Origin of the sequence: Vibrio sp. 10N.261.54.A5, assembly GCF_041471145.1 — a bacterium.
Taxonomy (GTDB): Bacteria; Pseudomonadota; Gammaproteobacteria; order Enterobacterales; family Vibrionaceae; genus Vibrio; species Vibrio crassostreae_C.
This window is the reverse complement of sequence record NZ_JBFRNU010000025.1, coordinates 51,669-76,321: the sequence shown is the minus strand read 5'-3', so window position 1 is coordinate 76,321 and position 24,653 is coordinate 51,669. Positions and strand designations below refer to the sequence as shown.

23 protein-coding genes are annotated in these 24,653 nt (G+C 43.3%); 14 read left to right on the top strand and 9 right to left on the bottom strand.

The annotated features are described in order from the left end of the window. The first annotated feature begins 159 nt into the window (after positions 1–159). Positions 160–450, top strand: coding sequence for a putative quinol monooxygenase (locus AB4329_RS08585; RefSeq protein ID WP_136974669.1), 291 nt, complete (start codon positions 160–162; stop codon positions 448–450). 1 nt (position 451) lies between these two features. Continuing rightward, entirely contained in the window at positions 452–1,108 is a 657-nt protein-coding gene (locus tag AB4329_RS08580; RefSeq protein ID WP_136974670.1) for a nitroreductase family protein, read from the top strand. Between the two features lie 255 nt (positions 1,109–1,363). On the opposite strand, the gene AB4329_RS08575 is transcribed toward AB4329_RS08580, so the two are convergent. Further along, on the bottom strand, positions 1,364–2,197 hold the full coding sequence (locus AB4329_RS08575) for a regulatory protein RecX (protein ID WP_017068390.1): 834 nt from the start codon (positions 2,195–2,197) through the stop codon (positions 1,364–1,366). A 204-nt stretch (positions 2,198–2,401) separates the two neighbouring features. After that, positions 2,402–4,006 (bottom strand): mechanosensitive ion channel family protein, encoded by a 1,605-nt coding sequence (locus tag AB4329_RS08570; protein WP_017071612.1) that lies wholly within the window; start codon positions 4,004–4,006, stop codon positions 2,402–2,404. A gap of 251 nt (positions 4,007–4,257) precedes the next feature. Between AB4329_RS08570 and AB4329_RS08565 the strand changes: the two genes are divergently transcribed. The 4 genes from AB4329_RS08565 to AB4329_RS08550 all read left to right on the top strand — a co-directional run bounded on the left by AB4329_RS08565 (position 4,258) and on the right by AB4329_RS08550 (position 8,911). Continuing rightward, positions 4,258–4,506: a hypothetical protein gene (locus AB4329_RS08565; RefSeq protein WP_017062732.1), complete on the top strand. Its 249-nt coding sequence runs from the start codon at positions 4,258–4,260 to the stop codon at positions 4,504–4,506. 921 nt (positions 4,507–5,427) lie between these two features. Further along, positions 5,428–7,491 (top strand): protein-disulfide reductase DsbD family protein, encoded by a 2,064-nt coding sequence (locus AB4329_RS08560; RefSeq protein ID WP_372138047.1) that lies wholly within the window; start codon positions 5,428–5,430, stop codon positions 7,489–7,491. A gap of 3 nt (positions 7,492–7,494) precedes the next feature. Next, positions 7,495–8,064: a protein disulfide oxidoreductase gene (locus AB4329_RS08555; RefSeq protein WP_151408427.1), complete on the top strand. Its 570-nt coding sequence runs from the start codon at positions 7,495–7,497 to the stop codon at positions 8,062–8,064. Between the two features lie 127 nt (positions 8,065–8,191). After that, the gene (locus AB4329_RS08550) at positions 8,192–8,911 is read left to right on the top strand and encodes a DsbA family protein (protein WP_372138020.1); all 720 of its coding nucleotides are present in this window, start codon (positions 8,192–8,194) and stop codon (positions 8,909–8,911) included. 314 nt (positions 8,912–9,225) lie between these two features. On the opposite strand, the gene AB4329_RS08545 is transcribed toward AB4329_RS08550, so the two are convergent. After that, positions 9,226–10,242: a succinylglutamate desuccinylase/aspartoacylase family protein gene (locus tag AB4329_RS08545; protein WP_017071615.1), complete on the bottom strand. Its 1,017-nt coding sequence runs from the start codon at positions 10,240–10,242 to the stop codon at positions 9,226–9,228. A 376-nt stretch (positions 10,243–10,618) separates the two neighbouring features. Between AB4329_RS08545 and AB4329_RS08540 the strand changes: the two genes are divergently transcribed. The 3 genes from AB4329_RS08540 to AB4329_RS08530 all read left to right on the top strand — a co-directional run bounded on the left by AB4329_RS08540 (position 10,619) and on the right by AB4329_RS08530 (position 13,324). Further along, positions 10,619–11,593 carry a porin gene (locus tag AB4329_RS08540; RefSeq protein ID WP_017064330.1) on the top strand — a complete coding sequence of 325 codons (975 nt, stop codon included), beginning with the start codon at positions 10,619–10,621 and terminating at the stop codon, positions 11,591–11,593. Positions 11,594–11,747: 154 nt separating this feature from the next. Continuing rightward, entirely contained in the window at positions 11,748–12,638 is an 891-nt protein-coding gene (locus tag AB4329_RS08535) for a DMT family transporter (RefSeq protein WP_372106926.1), read from the top strand. Between the two features lie 68 nt (positions 12,639–12,706). Then, positions 12,707–13,324 carry a glutaredoxin domain-containing protein gene (locus AB4329_RS08530; RefSeq protein ID WP_017062739.1) on the top strand — a complete coding sequence of 206 codons (618 nt, stop codon included), beginning with the start codon at positions 12,707–12,709 and terminating at the stop codon, positions 13,322–13,324. Between the two features lie 153 nt (positions 13,325–13,477). Here AB4329_RS08530 and AB4329_RS08525 read toward each other — a convergent pair whose 3' ends face one another. The 3 genes from AB4329_RS08525 to AB4329_RS08515 form a co-directional block, all read right to left on the bottom strand. Further along, positions 13,478–13,612: a hypothetical protein gene (locus tag AB4329_RS08525; protein ID WP_010431176.1), complete on the bottom strand. Its 135-nt coding sequence runs from the start codon at positions 13,610–13,612 to the stop codon at positions 13,478–13,480. Positions 13,613–13,896: 284 nt separating this feature from the next. Next, on the bottom strand, positions 13,897–14,247 hold the full coding sequence (locus AB4329_RS08520) for a hypothetical protein (protein WP_017057980.1): 351 nt from the start codon (positions 14,245–14,247) through the stop codon (positions 13,897–13,899). A 100-nt stretch (positions 14,248–14,347) separates the two neighbouring features. Continuing rightward, complete coding sequence (locus AB4329_RS08515; protein ID WP_372138018.1) at positions 14,348–15,553, bottom strand: multidrug effflux MFS transporter; 1,206 nt, start codon at positions 15,551–15,553, stop codon at positions 14,348–14,350. 108 nt (positions 15,554–15,661) lie between these two features. Between AB4329_RS08515 and AB4329_RS08510 the strand changes: the two genes are divergently transcribed. Together AB4329_RS08510 and AB4329_RS08505 are read left to right on the top strand one after the other, a co-directional pair. Continuing rightward, entirely contained in the window at positions 15,662–16,558 is an 897-nt protein-coding gene (locus tag AB4329_RS08510; RefSeq protein ID WP_017062741.1) for a LysR family transcriptional regulator, read from the top strand. Positions 16,559–16,700: 142 nt separating this feature from the next. Continuing rightward, entirely contained in the window at positions 16,701–18,545 is a 1,845-nt protein-coding gene (locus tag AB4329_RS08505; RefSeq protein WP_372138016.1) for a putative bifunctional diguanylate cyclase/phosphodiesterase, read from the top strand. Between the two features lie 106 nt (positions 18,546–18,651). Here AB4329_RS08505 and AB4329_RS08500 read toward each other — a convergent pair whose 3' ends face one another. The 3 genes from AB4329_RS08500 to AB4329_RS08490 all read right to left on the bottom strand — a co-directional run bounded on the left by AB4329_RS08500 (position 18,652) and on the right by AB4329_RS08490 (position 21,316). Continuing rightward, positions 18,652–19,962 carry a peptidoglycan DD-metalloendopeptidase family protein gene (locus AB4329_RS08500; RefSeq protein ID WP_372138014.1) on the bottom strand — a complete coding sequence of 437 codons (1,311 nt, stop codon included), beginning with the start codon at positions 19,960–19,962 and terminating at the stop codon, positions 18,652–18,654. Between the two features lie 276 nt (positions 19,963–20,238). Next, complete coding sequence (locus tag AB4329_RS08495) at positions 20,239–20,538, bottom strand: isoamylase early set domain-containing protein (protein WP_009845720.1); 300 nt, start codon at positions 20,536–20,538, stop codon at positions 20,239–20,241. 124 nt (positions 20,539–20,662) lie between these two features. Further along, positions 20,663–21,316: a hypothetical protein gene (locus AB4329_RS08490; RefSeq protein ID WP_017062744.1), complete on the bottom strand. Its 654-nt coding sequence runs from the start codon at positions 21,314–21,316 to the stop codon at positions 20,663–20,665. 32 nt (positions 21,317–21,348) lie between these two features. On the opposite strand from AB4329_RS08490, the gene AB4329_RS08485 reads away from it, so the two are divergent. The 3 genes from AB4329_RS08485 (at position 21,349) to AB4329_RS08475 (ending at position 24,280) form a co-directional block, all read left to right on the top strand. Continuing rightward, positions 21,349–21,831: a GFA family protein gene (locus AB4329_RS08485; RefSeq protein ID WP_102393911.1), complete on the top strand. Its 483-nt coding sequence runs from the start codon at positions 21,349–21,351 to the stop codon at positions 21,829–21,831. Between the two features lie 175 nt (positions 21,832–22,006). Further along, positions 22,007–22,681: a YoaK family protein gene (locus AB4329_RS08480; RefSeq protein WP_017062746.1), complete on the top strand. Its 675-nt coding sequence runs from the start codon at positions 22,007–22,009 to the stop codon at positions 22,679–22,681. Positions 22,682–22,909: 228 nt separating this feature from the next. After that, a complete protein-coding gene (locus AB4329_RS08475) occupies positions 22,910–24,280 on the top strand; it encodes a YjiH family protein (RefSeq protein ID WP_017067418.1) in 1,371 nt (456 codons plus the stop codon). Positions 24,281–24,653: the final 373 nt, after the last annotated feature.

The window sequence follows — 24,653 nt, the reverse complement described above, 5'->3', positions numbered from 1 at the left end:
TATTTTAGATAATGTTTAAAAAATAATTAGATAATCCATGACGATTCATTGACTACACTGATTGGTGTTGCCAGTGCTTACGGCAAGCTACAGAAATAAGGTGTTGTTTTTTTAGGGTTATTATTGTTGTTAACAAGTAGAGAGATAAAGGAATTAAACATGACTAAATTGACTATTGTTGCAAATATTGTTGCGAACGAAGATAAAGTTGAACTGGTTAAAGCAGAGCTATTAAAGTTGATTGATATCACGCGTGCTGAAGAAGGCTGCATTAACTACGACCTTCATCAAGATAACGAAAACCCAGCACATTTTATGTTCTACGAGAACTGGCAATCTCGCGAACTGTGGCAAGCACATATGGGTAATACACATTTAGCTGAATACATGGCTGCAACAGAAGAAGCGGTAGCAAGCTTTACCTTGAACGAAATGACACAGGTCGCATGATATGACGCACCAAATAATTAAAGATCTGGAGCAACGTTATACTGCTAAACGATACGATGCGACTAAGCGTATTCCACAAGAAGACTTAAGTGTGATTTATCAGGCTATTCGTCTATCAGCGTCTTCAATTAACTCTCAACCATGGAAGTTCATAATAATTGAAAGCAATGAAGCCAAAGAACGAATGAACAAAACTTTCAAGAACAAACACCAGTTTAATCAGCCACACATTAATGCAGCATCACATATTATTTTATTTGCTCACAATACTCGCTATACGCGTGCAGACTATGAAAAAGTTGTCGATAAAAGCATTAAAGACGGTAGATTAGATCCTGCAAATCGTGAACAAGCATTTGGTGGGTTTGCATTTGCCGAGTTAAACACGAGTGAATCAGGTGATACAACTGCATGGACAAAAGCCCAAACCTACCTTGCATTAGGTAATACTCTACATACTTTGGCACGATTAAATATCGATTCCACAACGATGGAAGGTGTTGATTCAGATCTAATTGGTGAAGAGTTTGAAGAGGAACTTGGTGGCTATCAATGCGACGTTGCTTTGGCGATGGGCTATCATCATAAAGATGAAGATTACAATGCAAATTTACCAAAGTCGCGCTTAGACCTTGATACTGTTTTGACGGTTTTGTGAACCTAATGACCTATCCTGAAATGGACTGACACTTGTCAATTTTAACGCTTGATGTCGTTTATCGAGCGTTATTTGAAGAAGTATGTGGTCTAAGTTTATTGTTGTGGGTAGGTGAATTGAGCCATTACATTAGCGACTTTGCAATACCCTAAATAATCCGTTAAACGCTAATTTACCAATCTATATAGCTCACTTATGTCCAATAGTTACTTAGGACAAACCAACATACTACAATAGGAAATTTTTCCGGCTTAGTTATTCGTTATCTTCACTCAATGCAAATTTGATCTCGTCAGAAGAGAACCCCTTTCGACTTAGCATCGCGTAAGCCTTAGAGCGTTCTTTATGATCGTTTAGGTCATAAGACTTCTTCTGCAACTGTTCTAAACACGAAGAATAGAAATCTAGCTGCTCTTCATTAATCAATCGGTCGATGAGCGATGACAGTTCACTTGTGTCGATTTGTCGTTGTCTAAGTTCTTGCTGAATGGCAGTCAGTCCCTTGCCTTTACGAGCGTACTTGAGCACCTCTTTTTCCAAGTCGGCTTTCTCGGCCTTAATTTGAATGTTACTTTTCAGTTGATGCGCTTGTGGGTGCTGGTCAATCGCTACCTTAACTTGTTGATAGCTAAAGCCACGCTTTTGCAGTGTCGCAACCAGCTTTTCACGGCTCATGGTAAAGCTTGAATAGTAGTGGTTGATTCGGTCTATCAAGATGGTTTGTTCATCAATAGACTTTTCGAACGACACTTTATGGATTGCATCAGAAATCACTGAATCGGTCAGCCCCTTCTTCTTCAGTTTTTCGACAATGTATCGAGAACCGAATTCACCAGAGAAAGCTTGTTCCACGAATTGTTCTGCAAACACTTGGTCAGACTTGAGATACCCGAAGCCTTTCAATGTCCCTAGAGTTTCATCGATCCATTCTTGATTGTCGGTTTTCACTTTGAGCTTCGCCACTAACTCGCTTTCCGTCATGTCTCTCTGAGTTAAATGCCACATCGCAGAGTTCATAACACTTTCAATTCGCGTCGCTTTTCTTACCGTTGTATTTCTAGTATTCGTTTTTTGCTGTGAATCGTCCATTCGATTTCAACTTTCCAGATTAAGCCTACCCCATCATAACGTAATTCTAAGGTGGTTGAGTGACATAAAAGAATGAAGCTCAACATAAGCGGCAGCCAATAAAAATGGACGCTTGTTCAGCGTCCATTTGATATCACATTAAGAATGATGGCTCTAAGCCATGCTTAGCTTTTTCGTAATAGCTTTTCATACTAGATCTTTCGTTTAGTTCTCTTCGTGATTGTAAATATGTACATCTCGTTGAGGGAATGGAATCGTGATGCCTTCTTCATCGAAGCGTTTCTTCACGGTTTCCGTTACATCCCAGTACACATCCCAATAGTCATCAGTCTTAACCCAAGGTCGTACTACGAAATCAACAGAAGACGTATTCAAGGTATGAAGCTTGATCATATGCTCTGGTTTTTTCAACACTAGAGGGTGTGCAAGAATGATGTCGTTCAATACCGCTTTCGCTTTATCGATATCATCTGAATAACCAATACCGAAAACCATATCAACACGTCTTACACGTTCTGCCGTGATGTTGTTGATCACGTCACCCCAAATCTTGTTGTTTGGGATCACCAAGCGTTGGTTATCAATGGTTTGAACAGTCGTCGATACTAAGCTCATGTCTTTTACCGTGCCTTGCACGCCTGCCACTTTAACCATGTCACCGACGTCATAAGGACGGTAGATCAAGATCATCAAACCCGATGCAAAGTTAGATAGCGTATCTTGCAATGCGAAACCGATGATGACACCAGCAACACCGAAACCAGTAAGAAGAGGTGCTAGCTCTATCCCTATTTGAGACAGTGCAATAAGCAAACCGATAAACACGACTGCTTTAGATGCGATGGATACAAAGAAGTCCTGCATCAATACACTGAAGTCCATTTTAGAGTGCGAAACACTCTTACGAACGGTTTTGCGAGCCACGTTAGCAATAAGGCGAGTTACATACAAAATACCGAGAAACAGAGCAAGTTTAACGATAAAAGAAGGGGTATTTTCAAAAGCCCATGAACTGAACGAACGAAGCCAACCATCCAACAGCTCCAGTGCAACATCAACATCCAACACATCGGCGTTAATGTCACCTGTCGTCGCTAGCAAAACACGTTTGTACGAAGTCACATCCACGCCAAACGGTTCCATTAGCGTGATGGTTTCTTCTAAGCTCGCGACCATAACGCTAGTGCGCTCGCTGAAACGTTCAAGCTCCTTTTTAATCGTCGCTTTCTCTTCTTCATTCACAAAAGACAAACGCGCTTCTAGATCTTGCCGCTGTGTGTCTGTGTAAAGAATGGCATTTGTCAGGTATTTAGAACGAGCAATTAACGCCGTTTTAAGTTCACCTTCAGGAACAGCAACATCAACACCACGCTCTTTCGACCAATTTAAGGTCTTAGCAAGCTGCTGATAATAGACATCCATCATTCCGATTCGTTTTTGAATACGCAATTCAAGGCGTTTTTTAGCGTCACCTTCAGCTGAACGGTTTTCTTTACTCATTGAAACGATTTTAGTTTCATTCAACGACAGCAATTTTTGTAGCAGTTCGACCTGCTGAGCAAGAGTGACATCCAGCCCCTCTTTTTTATCTGACGATAGCTGTGAAAAAATCTCTTCGCGTAGGCCCTGATTCTTACGCCTTAAGATATCTTCAAGAAAGGGCTTCTCAGCATCATGCGCCGTTTCTAATGTTGCTAGATCGAGCATTAACTGATCTTGTACTTCTGCGATTTTCTCAACGCTCTGCGCATAACTTCCAAATGCGACAAACGCCAACATTAACAATAGACAACGCCAAACCTTCATCATATTAATTCCTATCACTGTCTAAATTGACCCTATAAATAGTAGTAAAAAGAATATGGATAACAAGTATTTAAACGTATGTTATGTTAAAAGTTCGCAAATTATCAGCCTGCTTCTAATATTTGAGAGTTCCAATCCCCTCTTATGACCTGTAGAGTACGCATCCAACAAAGAACAACAGCCAATATCTTCATTCGAGCACAGCACTAAAGCGCCCTAAATACGATGTTGGCTCACAGCAAGAGAGCATAAAAATGAACAACGAACTTGATATTATTGAGTCTCTAGAAGAACTAGAGCAATTCCTAATTTCAGTGGAAGCTGGCGGTTTAGGCCTTGAAGGCGTTGAAGGTGTAGGCATGGCAACCAATAATTCAGATGGTCGTCACTTCGTTGCTGTATTCAATAGCAGCCATAAAGTTCTGCTTGCTCGCTGGATCACCAAAGAGGTGTTTGATAACGGTAAAGACTTGGTACGTAACGGCCCTCGCCGCACTCACTAAGCCTTTCCAATAGCACCAATGATTAAAGCCCAACACGTTCACTGACGATCTGTTGGGCTTTTTTGTATCGCATGTCCCGTCCTGATAGTTAATAAACCACTCAATACAGAATAATTAGCGATAACTTTCAGTTGTTGTGAACTTTAGCTACAGCTCAATGTCGTATTCGCGTGAATTGGTGTTTATGCGTCTTTTATCGTGTATCTGCCGTTTCCCGCATTTATACATAGTTTCACTTTAACCATTTTATGACTTGTGGCACGAAGAGAACTTATCTAAGCTAACCACAATTCAATGAGCTTGCTTTAACGACTAACAGATTTGATTACTGACTAATTTGCTGAACACATCGCTACTTTTCTTATCCACACAGAACCGCCGACAAAAGCATTCGCTTTGGGCGCTCTTCCTTACCGGACTGGTTATCGTAACTTGTCTGGCGAGCACTCTGGCCGTCAAGAAAGTATCGTTATCTGCATCCGCTAATGGCCAATCAGTCCTAGTTGGCACACAAACTCATACAGAAACCAGTAATCCCCAAACCAACATCGCTTCTTCAGAAAAAATGGCTGCTCTATACGCCAGCGTTTTCGGCTTAGAAGCCTCAAAAATGTTAACGTCCCCCAATTCAAATTCATGCAGCCTAAGTTCGAAAATGCTGACCTTTGCCGCCCCAAAAACCGGCTGGCTGATCCCATTCGTACTTATTATTGCTGTTGCGTTTAACTTACCTCCTCACATCTCGAGATTATCTAGAGACAATCATCGCTCTACTCGACCGACAAAACACCGATTGCATCTAAAGCACTGTATATTTAGAGAGTAAATAACCGGGCTACTACACCCTTTTATTTATTTTTTGGAGATACATTTGTGTACAACACACTACTAACTAAGTTTGTCGATTCATTGGCATTCTCTATGCGTACATGCGCGAAAACCTTAGTCACTGCCCTTTTGGTTATGACGTCATTTACCGCCTTGGCACAGACAACGGGCTGGCTTAGTGTGCCTGAGCATCCGCCTGTTAAAATGCGAATGATGTCGACGGGTGAACAGTCGGATGACGGCTCTAAGATCCAAACCGTGCTCGATGTCGTGCTCGACGGCGACTGGAAAACCTATTGGCGCAGCCCAGGCGAAGGTGGCATTCCGCCAAGCTGGGACTGGTCTGGTTCAACAAACATTGAGTCAGTAGAGTGGCACTGGCCGATACCTAAATACTACGAGCAGCTTGACGTCATGACGTTAGGCTACAAAAAACATGTCAGCTTTCCTGTCACTTTATCCCTGAAAGACAACACGAAGCCTGCGATATTCAGGGCATCGTTTACCTTTCCGTCGTGTACCAATATCTGTGTGTTAACCGATTACGATATCGAACTGCCGATTGACCCACAAACTTTAGCGCTCGATGAAGAAGCGATGTTCTTGTTCAACCAAGGCATGAGCCAATCTCCACGAGAAGCTAATCGCACTTCAGTCAATGGTCTATTTTGGGACAAGAGCAAGCAGCAACTGGTTACTCAGCTGACAAGTAAAAATGGCTGGGATAAGCCGATGGTGTTGATTGACGGGCAAGAAGTGATTGATGACTTCTTCTCTCAACCAAGCGTCCACATCACAGACAATACAATGACGGCCGTATTTGATGTGAGCAACTGGATAGGTGAAGTCGACTTAACGGACCGTAACGTGAGTGTCACCGTTTCAGACACTAATTTCGCCGAAGAGATGACGGCCAAAGTTGGCTCAGAACCGATCGCTTACCAAACAAGCAACAACGGCTTTTTGGCGATGATAGGCTTCGCTTTAATTGGTGGTTTGATCCTCAACATCATGCCATGTGTGTTGCCAGTCTTAGGAATGAAATTAAACAGCATCATTCAAAACCAAGGTGCATCTAATCGTCATATTCGACTCTCATTCTTAGCTTCTGCTTCAGGTGTCATTACATCATTTGCGCTGTTAGCCCTAGGTATGACCGCTCTAAAAATGGGTGGTAATGCGATTGGTTGGGGAATCCAGTTCCAAAATGTTTGGTTCATCGGGTTCATGCTGATCATCACTTTGCTGTTCTCGATTAATCTACTTGGATTATTTGAATTCAGACTACCATCAGGTTTAAACACTTGGATGGCAACCAAAGGCGATGACTCACATTCAGGCCACTTTATTCAAGGCATGTTTGCGACGCTGTTGGCAACGCCGTGTAGTGCTCCGTTCTTAGGAACCGCAGTTGCTTATGCACTTGGGGCAAGCTACCAAGAGTTGTGGGCTATCTTTATCGCACTCGGCATCGGTATGAGTGCACCTTGGTTGATTTTCGCGCTGTTCCCGAGTCTTACAAAACTGCTTCCAAAACCTGGGGCATGGATGTTCAGAGTTAAGCTGGTATTTGGCTTAATGATGTTCATTACCAGTCTATGGTTAGCAAGCCTAATGAGCCCATTTATTGGTAAATTCCCGACGATCCTGTTGTCACTGTTTATCGTGATTACAGTATTGATTTGGATTGGCCGTAAGTTGGGCCGCAAGGTACTTATTCCTATCGTCGCAACCACAACCTTGGTGTTTGGTGCTGCATTGATCGTCGGTAGTGTCACCGCTGATAACTGGGCGACACCGATTGTTGACGATCTCGATTGGCAAAAGCTAGATGCAAAACAAATCCCTCAATTGGTTGAGCAAGGCAAAACGGTATTTGTCGATGTGACCGCTGAGTGGTGTATTACCTGTAAGGCCAACAAGATCGGCGTCATTCTCCAAGACCCTGTCTACAGCCACCTGCAGCAAGAAGACATTGTTTTGATGAAAGGCGATTGGACAACACCAAGTGAAAGTGTCACTCAATACCTACAAAGTAATGGTCGATTTGGTGTGCCATTTAATATCGTCTACGGCCCAAGCTATAGAAGCGGTATTCCACTGCCTGTCATTCTCGACAGTGACACTGTCGTTCAAGCCATCGACGCTGCGAGATAATGGATGAAGACTCCCAACAATGAAGAGAAATCTAGCACGACTGAAGACAGCGCTGTAAAGGGTGAAACCAAAAAGCCAAGTCGTCTTAAGAAGTGGGGAAAGGAACTGGTTTCAATGATATTGATCGTTGGCGTGGTTTCATTTGCGATGGACTTTTATCACAGCAGAAGCATGCCTCAGGGCGACGCGATTCCAATTGTGGGTCAATCGCTCCAAGGCGAAGATATTGATGTTATCGAGCTAAGCAAAAATGGTAAGCCAGTCATTGTCTATTTTTGGGCGACTTGGTGTGGTGCCTGCAAATTTGTAAGCCCAACCGTCAATAGCTTCAGTGATTCCCATCAGGTGGTTTCGGTCGCTCTATCGTCTGGTCCAGACGAGCGTGTTCAGCGCTACTTAGAGGCGAAAGAGTATGACTTCCCTGTGATCAATGATCTTTCTGGATCAATCAGCAGAAGTTGGGGCGTTAGTGTCACTCCAAGCATCGTCATCATCAAAGATGGAAAAATTAGCAGTATCGCAACAGGCATTACTTCCCCGATAGGGCTTTGGTTGAGAACCTACTTTGCCTAACTCGCTTACAAAGAAAAACAGAGCAAAGCAAGGTGAACAACTCGATTTAGCCCGTTTAACGAACAGGATTTCCGTGAGCGCGACCCAATGAGCGCTCACGATTATCAAGAATTAGAGAATAAATAGCATGAAAAAGCATCTGATTAGTACACTGATTTTAGGCTCACTAATGAGCACCACTGCCTTCGCTGAGTTAAGCACAGAACAAACCCAGCAACTTGAAGAGATTAACCAATTTCTGAAAGAGAACCCTTCTACGATCTCTGGTTTGCATACCAGTTTAGAGCAGTACGTAGCAGGTCAAGAGCAAACGAAAAAAGCCCAAGCGGAAAGCCATGATTGGTTATACAACAATGACGCCCACCCAATCACGGGCAATCCGGATGGCAAATCGGTCATCATTAACTTTACCGACTATAACTGCCCTTACTGTAAGCGCTTGGAAAAAGGCTTGGTTCAATTAGCCTCTGAAAACAGCGACATTAAAGTGATCAACGTGTACTTATCGTTTAAGCAGCAACAGGTTTCGGGGCTAGACACCAACGCGGCGCTATACGCGATGAAAGTATGGAAAGATAACCCAGAAGCATTCCCTGAAGTTGATAGATTGCTGATGGCGAAAAGCGGTATTCACTCGAAAAGCTCACTAGAAGCCGTTGCCAAGAAGACGGGAACAGAGGCGGAACTAAAAACAACTCAAGAACAAAACCAGGTTCTAACCACTAACCATCAAACGTTCGGTGCACTCGGCTTAACGGGCACTCCAACCATGATGATGAACGGAAATGTTTTACCAGGATATGTGCCTTACGACCGATTAAAAGAGGTCGTGGATGACGCTTTTTAATCGAGTGTAGATAGAGATAAAGATTCAAAAGAGAAGTAATAAAAAGCCGACTCGCGTAACTCGCAGTCGGGTTTTTGATGAGTTTAAGATTATGTTTTCAATATTATTTTTGAAATAGAAAAGCAGTCGAAGTGTCACTATCTTGCAATGGATTCTTAATCTAGCCTCGCTACTCTAAAAGCAGTTCTCTCGATGAGTCCAAGACGTGCTTACTCTAGACAACTGTCCTTTGACCGAGCCTAGCTCGGTCTTTTTTTACGTGTTTTAGATAACAACACAGTGCATTAACACGGAAACGTCAAACCGACTGAGCCTTAACTTAGCAAACGACAAACAAGCGCACCCGGCTCCCTTAACGCATCCACGTTATAGCTAAGGACACGTCCGGCAGACGGCGCGTGATAACGGCGACACTCATTACCAAAAGCGTCATATTGAATAGCCAACAGATCATCTTGTTCTACGCTCTGCAGAAGCTCAACCTGCGGCAATACGAAACCACCAATATCAGCGCGGATAGAAACCACATCATTACCCTCTATCCAATCCATACTCGGCAGCTGCATTTTCTCGGGATGATTTATTTCAACCTCGAACATTTCATAATAAGACAGCATGTTAAAAACACCGTCTACCGCTCGTTGAATCATGTCAGGCTGAGTAAATTTCCCCATCCCAACTTCCACCGTGATGCTAGGAATTCCACTTCGATTCCAAACCGTTTCCAAAATACCTGGGTCACCAGGGTCATTCAGAACACAATCGGGCTGCATCAGCCTCGCCATCTCCAAACATTGTTCTATGCGGTAATCAGCAAACACATAAAGTGGATAAACTGCGCCACGAGTTTGAGTGTGGAGGTCAACGGCGAAGGTGGCATTATGCTTAAGCAAACGCTCCCACAAAGACGCAACAAAGCGCTCCGCAGCCAAGCCATTCGCGTCACCCGGAAAGAGTCGATTAAGATTAGCAGGGCAAGAACCCGGATCCGAAGAGATGAAATCACGGCTATGGTTCAGCAAGCCAGACAGATTCACAGTAGGTACAATCGTTACCGTGCCTTTGAGCGTTTTACCGACTAAGTCCCTGATAATTTGCTGTGCAGCCAACACTCCATTTAGCTCATCACCGTGAATACCGGCGGTGATCATCAAACTAGGACCTTCTTGACTGCCTTTGAAAACAGAAACCGGCATGTTCTTAGGTTGCCCTAGCCCATCACTGGTGACTTGAAACCAAAACTGGTGCTCTCCAACGGGTAGGTCTTCAACATTCAAGGAGCCAATAACCTGCCTACCTTGTAAAACATCGCCTAAGTACTCTGTTTTCATCCAACGTCTCCATATTGTTGAGCAGAATCTATTCTCTTCTAAGTTTTTGCATCATAGAGGATATCCTTACCAGTACAAGCAGTTAATCAGATTAACAAGCTCTCAGTGCAGCCAAAATTCACCACCATCGACATACGTGATTGCAAGGTAAAACTTGCCAATGTGACCTTTGAAATACACGCAACTTGTATAGCTATTCATAGAACACTCAGTCGCATGAAATAAAAATGCAATAAAATCAACACTTAAAAAAGTTCCCCATTCACGAAAATGTAATTTTATAGAAATGAAAGCTTAATTTAGCTGCTCTAAATTAGCTTCATATCGAAACGGAGAGCACATTGCTCACGGATTTTAAAATACAAGGTAAGTGATTATGAAAAAGGCAGTTCTAGCTTCTGCAGTGGTAGCAGCACTAGTTTCAGGTTCTTCTCTAGCAGCAACAGTTTACAGCTCTGATGGTACAGAACTTAAAATTGGCGGTCGTGCGGAGGCTCGTTTCAACGTATCTGACAACAACGAAAGCGCATCTGACAGTTCTTTCAAAGACAAGTCACGAGCTCGTGTGAATATTTCAGGTAAATCTGAACTTTCTGACGGTTTATATGGATTCGGTAAGTATGAAGCAGAGTTCACTAGCGCATCAACAACAGAGTTCGAAGACGGAAGTGGCAATACTGTAAAAATTGAAAATGAATCTCTTACCAATCGCTACTACTACGCAGGTTTAGGAACCAAATTCGGTGAGTTCTCATACGGTAAGCAAGATTCTTCACAGGTAATGCTGACTGACATTACAGATACAATGGCAACATTTGGTGCAGATGCTGCTGATGCCGTTGATGGCAACAAAGATAAGCGTGAGAATAACTTCCTTTACTCTGGCGAGTTTGACGCGTTGACGGTACAAGCTAACTACATCGCTGCAAATGAAAAAGATGCAGATAGTTTTGGCCTTGCTGCTATGTATAACCTAGGCGCTTTTGACCTTGGTGCGGGTTATGTTTCTCAAAAGAATGGTAACTTCGATGACGATCAAATCAACCTTGTAGCTCAATTTTCTATGGATGCGTTTACGGTTGGTGGTCTATACACAATGGCTTCAGTTGCAGATAAAGATTACACAGGCTACGAGCTTTCAGCTATCTTCAAAGCAACTAAACAGCTATCACTAATTGGCGTATACAACTACGGCGAGTTCGATAAAGCGGCTGACGAAGAAGCAAATAACTTTGCTATTGAAGCGGTGTACAAGTTTAACGGCCACATTCGCACATATGCTGGTTACAAGTTTGAACAGCGAGACAATAAAGATGACCAACTACAAGCGGGCATCCGTTACGACTTCTAATCTAAATCGACTTTAGATACAGACTAAAAGGTTGGGCAATAGCTCAACCTTTTTTCATATTCAAATATTCTGACTGACTTCATCAATGCTTTTTCTGGTTAAGTGGTGCTAAATCCGTATCATAGGTGTACCACATCAAATAATTAGAAGCATCATGTCACAACACCATCCGATCCAAGGCGCTAGCTGGATGCTAACCGCAGGCCTAGCCTTTGCCGTTATTAACAGCCTAACTCAAATTGCTAGCATTCATTTCGGACTTACTTCTACCACCGTTGCCGTCATTCAATACGCCATCGCGTTGTTCGCTATTCTTCCTTATCTGAAAACGCTGGGCATTCGTCGCGCACTAAAAACCGACAACCTCAAATTGCACGTATTCCGTGTCTTCTTGTCTGTTATTGGTATTCAACTTTGGATATGGGCACTGGCTTACCCAGTACCAATTTGGCAAGGCATTGCCCTTCTCATGACATCGCCATTGTTTGCAACCATTGGTTCAGGGCTTTTCTTAAAAGAGAAAGTTGGGGCTGCTCGCTGGGGCGCGACCTTAGCAGGCTTCGTGGGTGCGATGGTGATTCTAGAGCCGTGGGCTGAAGATTTTAACTGGGCAACGTTATTACCAGTCGGTGCCGCTTTCTTCTGGGCATGCTACTCACTGATGGTGAAAAAACTCTCTTCGCAAGACAGTCCTTCAACCATGGTGGTCTATCTTCTACTATTAATCACACCATTTAACATCCTGCTTGCTGGGCCAGATTGGCAAACGCCAAGCGGCGGTACAATCTGGGCTATATTGATTGTTATCGGTGTTATGACGGCACTCGCTCAATGGGCGATAGTAAAAGCCTACTCGGTCGCTGATGCTTCGTTTGTGCAACCTTTTGACCACGCCAAATTACCGCTAAATGTTTTAGCAGGTTGGATTGTATTTAGTTGGGTTCCACCGGGTCGTTTATGGCTAGGGGCTGCTATTATTATTGCGTCAGTTGCATTTATAACGCACTGGGAAACTAAAAAACCTTCAAAAGTGAAGAAAGTTTAAGGTTGGTGAAATAAATAGTTCGACAGTCCGTTCTATATGGATAAGAGAATTCAAACGAGGCCGTAACCATGAAGAAACCAGTCAAGATTACACTATACCGTTGGGCAGGCAGCTGGGGTCCATTTAAAGTTAACATCCCATGTGGAGAATGTACCCTTACCAAAGACATTCTGAAGGATACTTTTGAGAATGAGTTGGCCGATGTCGATGTCGAACTGGAAGTGAAAGATTGGTTGTCTCACTGGTGGGAGCCGCTAAAACTAGGCTCTTGGCATGCTCCAATCCTTGTTGTTGAAGGCAAGGTTGTCAGCCAAGGTGAAGCGCTTAATCGCGGTGTGTTAATCCAATCCGTGATCAAAGAGTGGACCAAACGAGACAGCTTAAAAGGCAACATCGTTTATGGTAAGGCGACCTGCCCATTCTGTGTTAAAGCAAAGAAAATGTTGGATGAAGCGGGTGTTGAATACCAATACCACGATGTCGTAAAAGATAGCGCCGCTTTGTACCGTATGATTCCAGAGGTAAAAGCACACATTGGTGAGAAAACACCGGTCACCGTCCCGCAGATCTGGCTTGATGGTAAGTACATCGGTGGTGCCGATAACTTAGAAGCGTGGATGAAAGAGAATGGCTTAGATAGCATCCCTAATAATGTGGTCGACTTATCCAATCAATCTGCTGGCTGAGTTCATTAAAAGCCATTAGTCAGAAGCTTAATTGGTATTTTTTGTGTCCATCCACAACAAAACAAAGCGATAACTTTCACCAATCGCTAAAACGAAAAAGGCCTTAAACTTCATCGAGTTTAAGGCCTTTTAAAATTCCGTTTTTGAAAATGCTTATTTAGCCATTTTCTTCATCATTCGCTTAAAGAACGATGGTTTCTTTGGCTTTGAAGTGCCGTACAATGCTTCGTGCATCATGTTTTTTGCTGCCATTTGACCAAGGTATGCGTGGCCTAGTTCGTAATTCATGCTTATCTCCGCACATAATCAACTTTCTTTAGCGCGGATTTTACACTTAAAACGCCCAAAAACAAGATCTAAATCACACTTTAATGCAATATTAAGCATCCATTTGCAATTAGCCTAATTTTGTCTCTGTGCTAATCAGCATTGTTTTGTATATCAATGAGTTAACCTAAATTCTGGTTTGAGCTTAATGCTCCATTCCTAATAACAACCCAAGACATTGATTTAGACACTGATAAAAAAAGCAGCTCAATAGAGCTGCTTTCTAAAATGCTTTACTGAGAAACCTAGCTGCGCTTTGGCTGTCTGTAAGTTTTACCGGCAATTTGGTATGTGTCTTTTTGCTTCAATTCAAACATCGTTTCAAAGAACCAAGCTGCAAATTTGATTAAGTCATCGCCTTCATTCATAACATGTTCGATGTACTCTTGCTCTTCGCCTTGTTCATTTTCTTGAAGCGTCACGTGGTAAATACGCTTTTCGCCTTCCACTTCAGCAAGTGCAAATTGACCAGTCAGTGATGCAGCAGCCTCAGCGACTTCTGTATCCTCATTGGATTTCAATAGCTCAAGCGCTTGAGGCAGGCCATCTAGTGCGCAGATAGCTTTTACCAGTACTTCAAATTCATTTTGCTGCATTTTGTTTTTACCTATTCAATGGACCGAAGCATTGTAGAAAACCATCAGCACAAATACAACGTATTAACGATGGTGCGTTAAACGATAGTGAATTTGGCATTTAGCTATATTCCACTTCAACAGTATCGCCTTTCTTGTTCATTTTGGTTGAAGACCAAAGCACTCCGCCCATGGCTGCACCAATAATGAGGTAGAACACGCCTAATTGAAGATGAGTCGTGACCCAACTCTCTACTAGATACCCACCCAATAAACCCGCTAAACACATCTGAATAGAGCCCGACAATGCCGATACTGCGCCCGCTTGCTTCTTATGAGGTTCTAATAACATGCTGATTGATAATGGGAACGAAATGCCTTGTGCTATCGCCAACCAAGTAAACGCCCAAACCAAGTTAAAGATGGATAACTCATGAGTAAGAAGCCAAGTTCCCGAAGCCAAAATAATCAAAATCGCAAGGCTCATCAATTGCGGAGTGCTAAACCTACGATTGAGCAAGTTCAAAGCCACGCTACCGATCAGTAAGCCTGCCGAAGGGACAATCATCAATGAACCATACTCAGCGGCGGTCAGCCCCAATTGCTCTTGCATTAAGAATGGGAATAAAGATAACGATACCAAACTCGCCATATAACTCACCCAGTTATAACTGGCGCTGCTTATCACTTGGCGATTCGTTAACAAGCGTCCGTAGTTCTTTACCACTTGGCTGATTTCAAAACGGCTCTTCCCATATGGCAGAGTTTCATGCAACACGAAGTAACCCAGTGTGAATGTCGCCAGTAAATACAATAGAACGAAAAGGAACACCGCCTGCCAACCAAGGTGGAATGAAATCCAGCCACCAAATACAGGCGCGATGATCGGCATAATCGACGCGGTGATCGAGATATAAGACAACGCTTTGGTAAGCTGTGAACCATCATAGCTGTCACGAAGCACACTTCGCCCAAGAACCGAGGCACTGCCCGCCCCTAAACCTTGCAGCAAGCGACCAACTTCTAGCGCCGTCATATTGTCAGAAAACACAACACAAACGACTGTACCAATCAAATAAACACCCTGACCTAACAAGAAGATAGGTCTTCTTCCCACCGCATCGGACATCGGTCCGTAAAATAGCTGAGACAAGCCAAAACCCACCAGAAACAGCGTGACGAGCAGCTGTACATCTACTTGAGTAGCACTTAAGTCAGAAGCAATTAACGGCAATGCTGGCAAGTAGATGCTCACACCCACCTGCCCCGTAGCAATAATCATCATTGCTAAGAGTAACGGCGTTTTTTTAAAGGTCGATTGGCTCAAAAAATTCCCTATTCGTTTGATATTTGTTCATTAGATGAGTTTACATTCAAAACCAATAATTGATAATTAGCTAAATTGGAATTTTATTAAGTCCTAACAGGAAATAATATGGATTGGATTCTTAACGTAAAAAGCTATGTCAGAGTAGTGGAAGAAGGTAGCTTCAATGGTGCTGCTCGAAAACTTAACACCACCAGCTCGGCGATCAGCAAAAGAGTGAACTGGCTAGAAGAGCGCATAGGCACCCAACTGTTAAAGCGCACCACGCGATCAATTAGCCAAACCGAAGCAGGTGCGCTCTTTTACCTGCGAGCCAAGGATCAGCTCGACAATTGGCAGTCCATTATTGATGAGACTCGCTCGGTTAACCAAACCCCAGCAGGCCTATTAAAGATTGGCGCTACGATTGCGGTTGGCTCTAAGTTTCTGGTGCAATACATGGACGACTTCTTAGAAAAATACCCAGACATTAAGGTGCAGCTGATCACGACCACGCCAGGCCAATTACCTGAACTGGGCTTAGATCTGGTGATCAGTCGTGAACTGGAACAGCTCAACTCCTTAAGCTTCAAGAAAACACCGCTGTTTGAACACAAAGCCAGCTTCTATGCAGCGCCAAGCTATTTAGCTAAACATGGTTACCCCGCCAACGAGCAGGACTTAGAACAACACAACTCTTTGATTTGGGGAGAGCGCCCTACCCGAGAAGTCACACTCACCAAAGGGCAACGCATCACCCTCAATGGTAACTTTGCGACCACCAATCCAGAGGCTTTGTTTCATGCTGCGAAGCGAGGAATGGGCGTACTGTTAACCATCAAAGCGATGATCAAAGAGGATCTAAAGCAAGGGACATTAGTTCCAGTATTGCCAAATATTACCGCCGACGAAGTGATGGTTTACGCGTACTACCCTAAGCTTGATTACTCGCACACGCGAACCAAGCTCTTTTTGGACCATCTGAAAGACAGGCTAGACAAAGAGCGTAGCACGCAAGCTCTGTGAAATAAGTCACATTTTAATTTGAAAAGTTATACAACACGGCCAATAATAAACTTGACGCATATAGATTATACAAGTTCGCACATATACAAGATAATACGTATACCGCTTACACAATGAATCTGGTTAACTAGGAGTGGTGGCTATGACTCAACATACGCACAATAGCATGATAGACACAGAGCGCATTGGCCGTTTGCTGAAATTGGAAGGTATCGACCTTTTAGAGTCAGCTGTGCTTACTTTACATCAGACCTTTGATACTCAATACACTAGCATCATTGAGAAGAAGTACTTCCCTGACCAAACCGTTCCTTTGGTGATCGCCCATTCTGATCATGTATTACATGACAAAATCAATGCGCGCCATGGTCACATCTACCAACAAGCCGTCAATCAAAGACACCCAGATTGCTCATTTGCTCAGTACATCGTCCAGTCATTGCCAACATCGGCATTTAGGCAGGAAATCACCTCACAAAACTCCATCGCGATCCCGACTCAAACTCAAAGTGGCGAAGTGATGGGCGTGCTGTTTTCAACGTTCACCTCGCCTCTTAGCCCTGATCAGCAACAAGACGTGGTAAAGCACCATCAATTGTTCGCCGACATCATCATCCACACCTTGCGTGAAATGTGGTTTAACGATCGTTCCGAACAACTTGTAAATCAGCTTAGTTATGAGGTGTCACACGACAGCCTAACCGGGTTACTCAACCGAAGCTGTTTATCAGATACCTTAGAGTCGATTACTCAACAGAGCGTCACTCCGTTTACACTGGCTTTACTCGATATCAATAGCTTCAAAGCCATTAATGATATGCACGGTAATTATATTGGCGACAAGGTGCTGCAGTTTGTCGCAGAAATATTGCGCCGAACTTTACCTGAAAGCAACCTGACTTTCCGGACTGCTGGCAACGAGTTCGCCTTCATCACCTACCATTCTGATCCGATAGCCGTGTGCGAACAAATACTGGCCAAAATTAAGCAGGGCTACAGTAGCGTTGATATCAAGATAGATTTCGACGTCAGCATCGGTATTGCCAGTTCGGATGGAGACAACAAAGACGTTGAGCAAATCATCTTCAATACCAGCTTGGCGCTTAAAGAGTGTAAACACAGCCAAGATACTCATATTCAATGTTATGACACTCACTTAAGAGTTCGTTACCAAAGAAAAACCGAGCTAGTCGCAGCGCTACGAAGTGAGCTGGAAAACCCAATTTCACAAAGCTATATCCCCGACAGCAATGGAATGTACGTAGTGGTACAGCCGATTGTGGGTCAAGGTGAAACGCAATGGGAATATTTCGAGGTACTGACTCGCTGGAAAACCGCCAGACATGGAGACATCTCACCCGTAGAGTTTATTCAAGTGGCAGAAGAGTCAGGGCTGATTGTCGAATTAGGTGAACGCATTATTGAATTGGTGTGCCGCGCTAAAACCACACTAGAGCAAGGCTTGGGCTACAAGGTTAAACTTGGAATCAACTGCTCTGCGCACGAGCTTACTGATTCGAAACGTTATATATCCTACCTGACTCGAACCATTGAACAGCACCATTTTAAGGCGAATGAGTTTGTTATCGAGTTAACCGAAACCGTTCTGTTATCGCCAACACAAGAGACAAAATCCGCGCTTAACTTTCTGAGAGGACAAGGCTTCACGATTGCACTCGACGACTTTGGTACAGGCTACTCCAGTTTGAACTACATCCACAGCTACCCTATCGATTGCATTAAAATTGATGCGACCTTTATTCGAGACTTGTTAACTAGTTCGACCTCAGAGAGCGTAGTATGGCTGATTGTTCAACTGGCCCATAGACTCGATGTATCTTTGGTTGCGGAAGGTGTTGAGAAGCGTGAGCAATTAGAAAAGCTGCACGCGATGGGATGTGACAAGATCCAAGGTTACCTCTACTCACCTCCAATGCGACCTGAAGCTATCGTTAGCTATGTCGCGCACTCAGAGCCTTTAGTTTGAACCCTTACCGAACCTTCTATTGAGAACTAAAAAGCCGCAAGAGCATCACTTAACACTGACTGTGCTTTGTGATGCTCTTGCGGCTTTAAAACAGTTTAATGGCTAGCTACTTACTAGCATTATTAACCATTGCTAGATTGCGCGTTTCTAACGCTGCCTTCAATAGCTTGTCGGCTTCATCTCTCGCGGCTGTGAATGTCGCTTTTTCCTTTTTAGGCACAGAATCAGCCATTGGGATATTCGCTTTCATCGCATCAACAGGGCGACCACGTTCGATCAGTTCATAGTGCAAGTGAGCACCTGTCACTCGACCCGTTTTACCCGATAGGCCAATACGTTGACCACGAGATACCGTTTGTCCTTTACGAACAAGGATCTTGCTTAAGTGCAAGTAGCGCGTTTTGTAAGTGCTGCCGTGCTGAATGACCACGTAGTTACCCGCATATGGGTGCTTACGCGTCATAATCACTTTGCCATCACCCGTTGCTTGAACCGGCGTACCAACTGGCGTCGCGAAATCTGTACCGTTGTGCGGTGAAATGCGGCCAGTCACAGGGTGTAAGCGCTTAGGGTTAAACTGAGAACTTTGGCGCCAGCTACTGCTCACTGGGTAACGTTGGAAAGCACGTTGTAAGCTATCGCCATTAGCATCGTAATATTGTCCGTCAGTGTGTAAGTATGCTGACACAACGCGGTTACGATTCATGATCTTAATTGCTTCAATTTCACGTTTTCCGGTTGCAACACCATCAACATATTGCGCTTTTTGAAGCACTTCAAACTGATCGCCAGCACGTAGGTCTCGGCTAAAGTTCAGCTTATCTTTAAGAAGAGTCACAATATGGTCAATCTCAAGACTGCTCAGGCCAACCTTGTTCGCCGACATTGAGAAGCTGCCATGAATATCACCCACTAAAGGTTTTTGCTTCCATTCACCAGGAATAGAGATGTCTTCGAATTCGTAGCTGCCGTCATCAAGCAGTCGGTAAACCACTTTGTCCGCGACGCTAAATTGAAGTTCCATTTTAGAAAGGTCGCCGGTCGCTTCATCACGCCAAAAGCGTAATGTATTACCCGGACGAAGCGTATCTAAAGCAAGGAAGTTCAAATCAGTTTCCATCACGCTCATCATCGATTTGTAAGAAAATCCAAGCTGAGTGAAGATGCTACTCAAGTTATCGCCAGATTGAATTTGATACTCAAATGTCGGCGGCTCAATAACGGTAACAGAAGATGGTGACAGAATTGACTCAATAACGGTTGAGTCGGGCAAATCAAGATCGATCGTTTTCGTCAGATCCGATTGTGACGATTGCAAAGCAACACCAATCGCAGCAATAAGTGGCAGTCCCAAAATAGCTACTTTTTTTACAGGTGAAAGCTCAGCAAACGGAGAGGGAAATATTTTTGAATACACGGTAAACAGGTCTTTCTACGATATAAAGGCATAGGATATGCTTTTCAAACGCATAAATCATCAATGCATTGTCATAATATGATGTGAATCTTCCCAACTTAGCCTAAGTCATTGAGTTGCCGTAGATGAAGAGCCACTAGATAAGAAATAAAATTAACCGCTAAATTTAAAAATAAAAAAGCAGAAACGGCTAGTTTCTGCTTTCTATTGGTTGACGTTATTCCGTTTCGAATAATTAATAAACGAAGCGAATTAGTCGCTGGTTTTAAGAAAAGATTATGCGTTTACCGTCGACACTAGGCAGTTGTCTTCACCAAATTCATTTGGGATGTAACGATCGGCATTCGCATCGTTCACCCATTGTTGGTCATCAACTAGGTAGCGGAATTGAAACTCGCCATCTTTAGGTAGACGAGTTTTAAACTTGTAAACCTTCCCTTTGGCCAGTTTTTTCATTGGGGTGGCTTTCCAATCAAGAAAGTCAGCAACGATGGATACAGAGTTCGCTTCCTGAGCTTCTAGCTCGAAGGTCACTTCAACTTCATCTTTCGTCTTAAAAAAACGTTTATTAATCATTCGCAAGCTCCATTTGTAAAAATAAGCGGACACAAAGCTAAGTGTGTCTAAATTTCATTCATCTAACTAAGATAATATGTAATTTGACTCACATAAACAACAGATCCTTACATTCACGCAAACGTTATTGCTTACCAATTGATTGCGTATCAAAAGAAAAACTCATTAACACCTTTTCAGAAGGGGGTTCTGCAAATGATTGTTCCGCAGAATGCTGAGTAAAGCCGATAAAACCTTCCCCAGTAAGTTTATTCTGTGATTGCGAATCTGGCAGCTGAGCGACCTCCAATGTCTGAATTTGTATACGGTCACCCAGTAAAAGTTGGTCGACTAACACCACGCGGCTTCGTTGCTGGTCATGTTTAAACAGGCCTAGATAATAGAACACACCGCTGCCTTGGTTAGATATCCACATCGGCGCGACAAAGAAACTCGCCTTGCCCAGCGTGGCGGCTGAAAGATTATTTGTGTCTACCGTTACCACACCGCGCTCAACACCTGAGTCATAGCGTCCAAACGCGATGGCTCTAGGCTCATCAACTTCATTGATAAAAGCGTAGGCGTTAGTCTCAGGAACTTTAATTGTCCATGGATTGGTCGTCTTCAAATCAAAAACGGTTTCTACGACTGGGTCATAACTCACTTGAGAAGAAGGAAACTTCGCCAAGATCTCTTCATCACTTAAGCTAAAGCGATAAATACCCGCTACTATCACCACAACCAGCATGACAATTGGAATCAGTAGAATCAGAGGGATAGGTAAGATTTTCTTTTTCATGGGCAATTATATTCTTTTGTTTTCATCCAGTTGTGCAGACCATAAAGGGCTTTAGTATAATTATCAATACAGGGTTAACCAGAAGTGGAGCATGGATGGATATCAATCATATTAAAGATAGAAATATCAGAAGTTGCGAATGCCGCTGTGGAGCAGTCAACCTAGTATGCCGAGGTGAACCTCAACGTACATCTGTCTGCCATTGCTATGAGTGTCAGAAACGCACCGGAAGTGTGTTCGGCATTCAGGCTCGGTTCCCAATAGAACAAGTTACACTCAGCGGTGAAGTGACCTCTTTTTCACGCATCAGCGATACGGGTAATGAAGTCACCTATCAGTTTTGTCCCAAGTGTGGCACCACCATGCTTTTGCAGTCGGTTGCCGCCGCTGATTTTTATATCGTCCCGCTCGGATTATTTAAAGAGCAAGACTTCCCACTGCCGACCTTTTCGGTTTATGAAGAACGCAAACACGGTTGGGTTAAGTTCGACCACCAAATGAGCCATTACAACTAGTTCGTCATTGAGCGTTATCTTTATCTCGTTATTGACCGTTATCTTTATATAGCAACAGTATTAAAACAAACTGCAATACTGTTGCCTAAGATCAAATATCACCGCTTCACAGCGCTAGCGTATCTTTTGTCTAGCGTTATAATCTTGCTCCTCTATTTAACCCAGGGTGAACCACATGATTTCTAAGTTACCTCGCTGGGTTGAATACGGCGCCCTTTTGTTAGCTGGTCTTGCTGGCAGTGTTAATGCTATCGGCTTACTTGGCTTCCAACATCAAGCTATCTCCCATATCTCCGGCACCATGTCTTTGCTAGGCAGTAGCCTGCTTACACCGACCTCGGCTTCTGTTCACCTCCTATTGGTGATCATGAGCTTCATGTTAGGTGCGGCGTTCAGCGGGTTCTTTATTGAAAACCAAGCATTGAAGTTAGGACGCCGTTACGGTGTTGCACTATGTATTGAGGGTGGATTGCTGTTTTTGGCGCTGTGGACACTGTTGCAAGGCTATACTTCAGGTCAGTATTTCGCTTCAGCCGCGTGTGGTTTGCAGAACGCGATGATCACCACTTACAGCGGGGCAATCATTCGAACAACACACATGAGCGGGATCATTACCGATCTTGGGATCATGATTGGCGCTCGCTTAAAGGGGATGCCTTTTGACCGCCGTAAAGCCAAACTGCTAATTTTCATTGTGGTTGGCTTCCTGTTTGGCGGCTTAATTGGCGCTTGTCTGTTCCAACGCTTCGAAATCTTGGCATTGGCTTTCCCTGCCTCTTTTGCTTTCATTATTGCGTTTAGCTACTGGTTATACTTGACCTATCGAACTGAAACCCCAGTCAATTTATAAATATCTGGCAATATAACCTCAAACTACGTAACATCCGCAACACTTTATTCTAAACTCTTAATACGTTGCAGAATAACCAGTATGAATATTTAGCGATATTTGATGAATAGTATTGCAAGCGATATTAATACTGGGTAATCTTGCACCCAATGAGAAAATACGGACGTTTAGTGAATAAAAATGCCAAGGATGTGGCTTTTTTACGTGTAGAAATTCGAGAACAATAACATGTCTAACAACAAGAATACTGCTCAAACAGAGAAATCTAAAGGCAGTTTCTGGGTTTTCTTAATCCCATCATTGATTGGTTTATTCCTTTTCATGGCGCCAATCAGCTATCAAGGTGATCTAACCATCCCTGTAGCTATCTTAGCCAAATCAATTCAAGCGGTTTTCGGTGAATATCTAGTCCCTATCATCACTGCGATCGTTGCTTTCATGTCTGTAGCTTCAGTTTTAAGCACCATTTTTAAGCCTACATTCATTACATCAAATTCATTTTTAAACGGCCTTTTCAACCCATCTCCACTGTGGTTGCTGGTTCGTTTAATTGGTGGTGCTGCAGCCGTTATGGCTTTCTTCCAAGTTGGCCCTGAGGTTATTTGGGAAGAAAATACTGGTGGTCTGGTTCTAGAAGGCCTGCTTCCGACACTGTTCTCAGTATTCATCTTTGCTGGTTTGCTACTTCCGCTTCTACTTAACTTTGGTCTACTAGAGCTGTTTGGCACGCTACTAAGTAAAATCATGCGTCCAATCTTCAACCTACCAGGCCGCAGTGCTATTGACTGTATGGCTTCTTGGTTGGGTGACGGCAGTGTTGGTATCCTGCTTACAAGCAAACAGTACGAGAAGAAATTCTACACTCAGCGTGAAGCTGCGGTTGTTGGTACGACTTTCTCAGCAGTATCTATCACATTCAGTCTTGTGGTTATTGCTCAGGTAGAACTAGAGCACCTGTTCCTACCTTTCTACGCAGCAATCTGTTTAGCGGGTATTGTGGCAGCGGTGATCATCCCTCGCCTTCCACCACTAAGCATGAAGAAAGATACTTTCATTGATGGCAGCAAGCCGCACAAAGACGCTGACGCGATCCCAGCAGGTCACTCAACGTTCTCTTGGGGTCTTGAGCTAGCGGTAAATAAAGCATCTCAAGTAAAGTCGGCTAAATCTGTATTTGGCGAAGGCGTTCGTAACGCCGTAGATATGGTATTTGGCGTACTGCCTGTTGTTATGGGTTTAGGTACAATGGCACTGGTTATTGCGGAATACACGTCTGTGTTCTCAATCCTAGGTCAGCCTTTCATTCCATTCCTAGAGCTACTTGGTGTTCCTGAAGCGGTTGCAGCATCTGAAACGATTGTTGTTGGTTTTGCGGACATGTTTATCCCAGCAATCCTTGCGGCTTCTATCGACAACGAGATGACTCGCTTTGTTATTGCAGCAATGTCGGTAACTCAGCTGATCTACATGTCTGAGGTGGGCGCTCTACTTCTAGGCAGTAAGATTCCAGTGAACATCTTAGAACTGTTTATTATCTTTATTCTACGTACGTTAATTACGCTTCCAGTTATCGCTGGTGTAGCGCATCTAATATTCTAAATTAGATACTACTTATGTAACTCAATAAAGATTCAGTTTATAAAGCCTCACTTTTGTGGGGCTTTTTATTTGCGAAAATATATACACAGTATTATTTGGAGTTCAATTAATTTATAAGCTCTGCATGTCATTTGATTTCATATCGTTTGTTCACCCCGCCTCTTTTTAATAGAAAACTGAACGCATAACTATCAAATTAATACATTCTTAATTCCTCCTTAAACTCCGTCTAGCCCCATTCCCCAACTCATTGAACCAAATACTAAAAGCAACAAATATGCGATTTAGTGAATTTTGTATTGTTTATGTTGTTGTATTTTTGCAGTCTATTTTGTGAAATTACATTCAAGTAAAACCCAATCTAGTCGATATA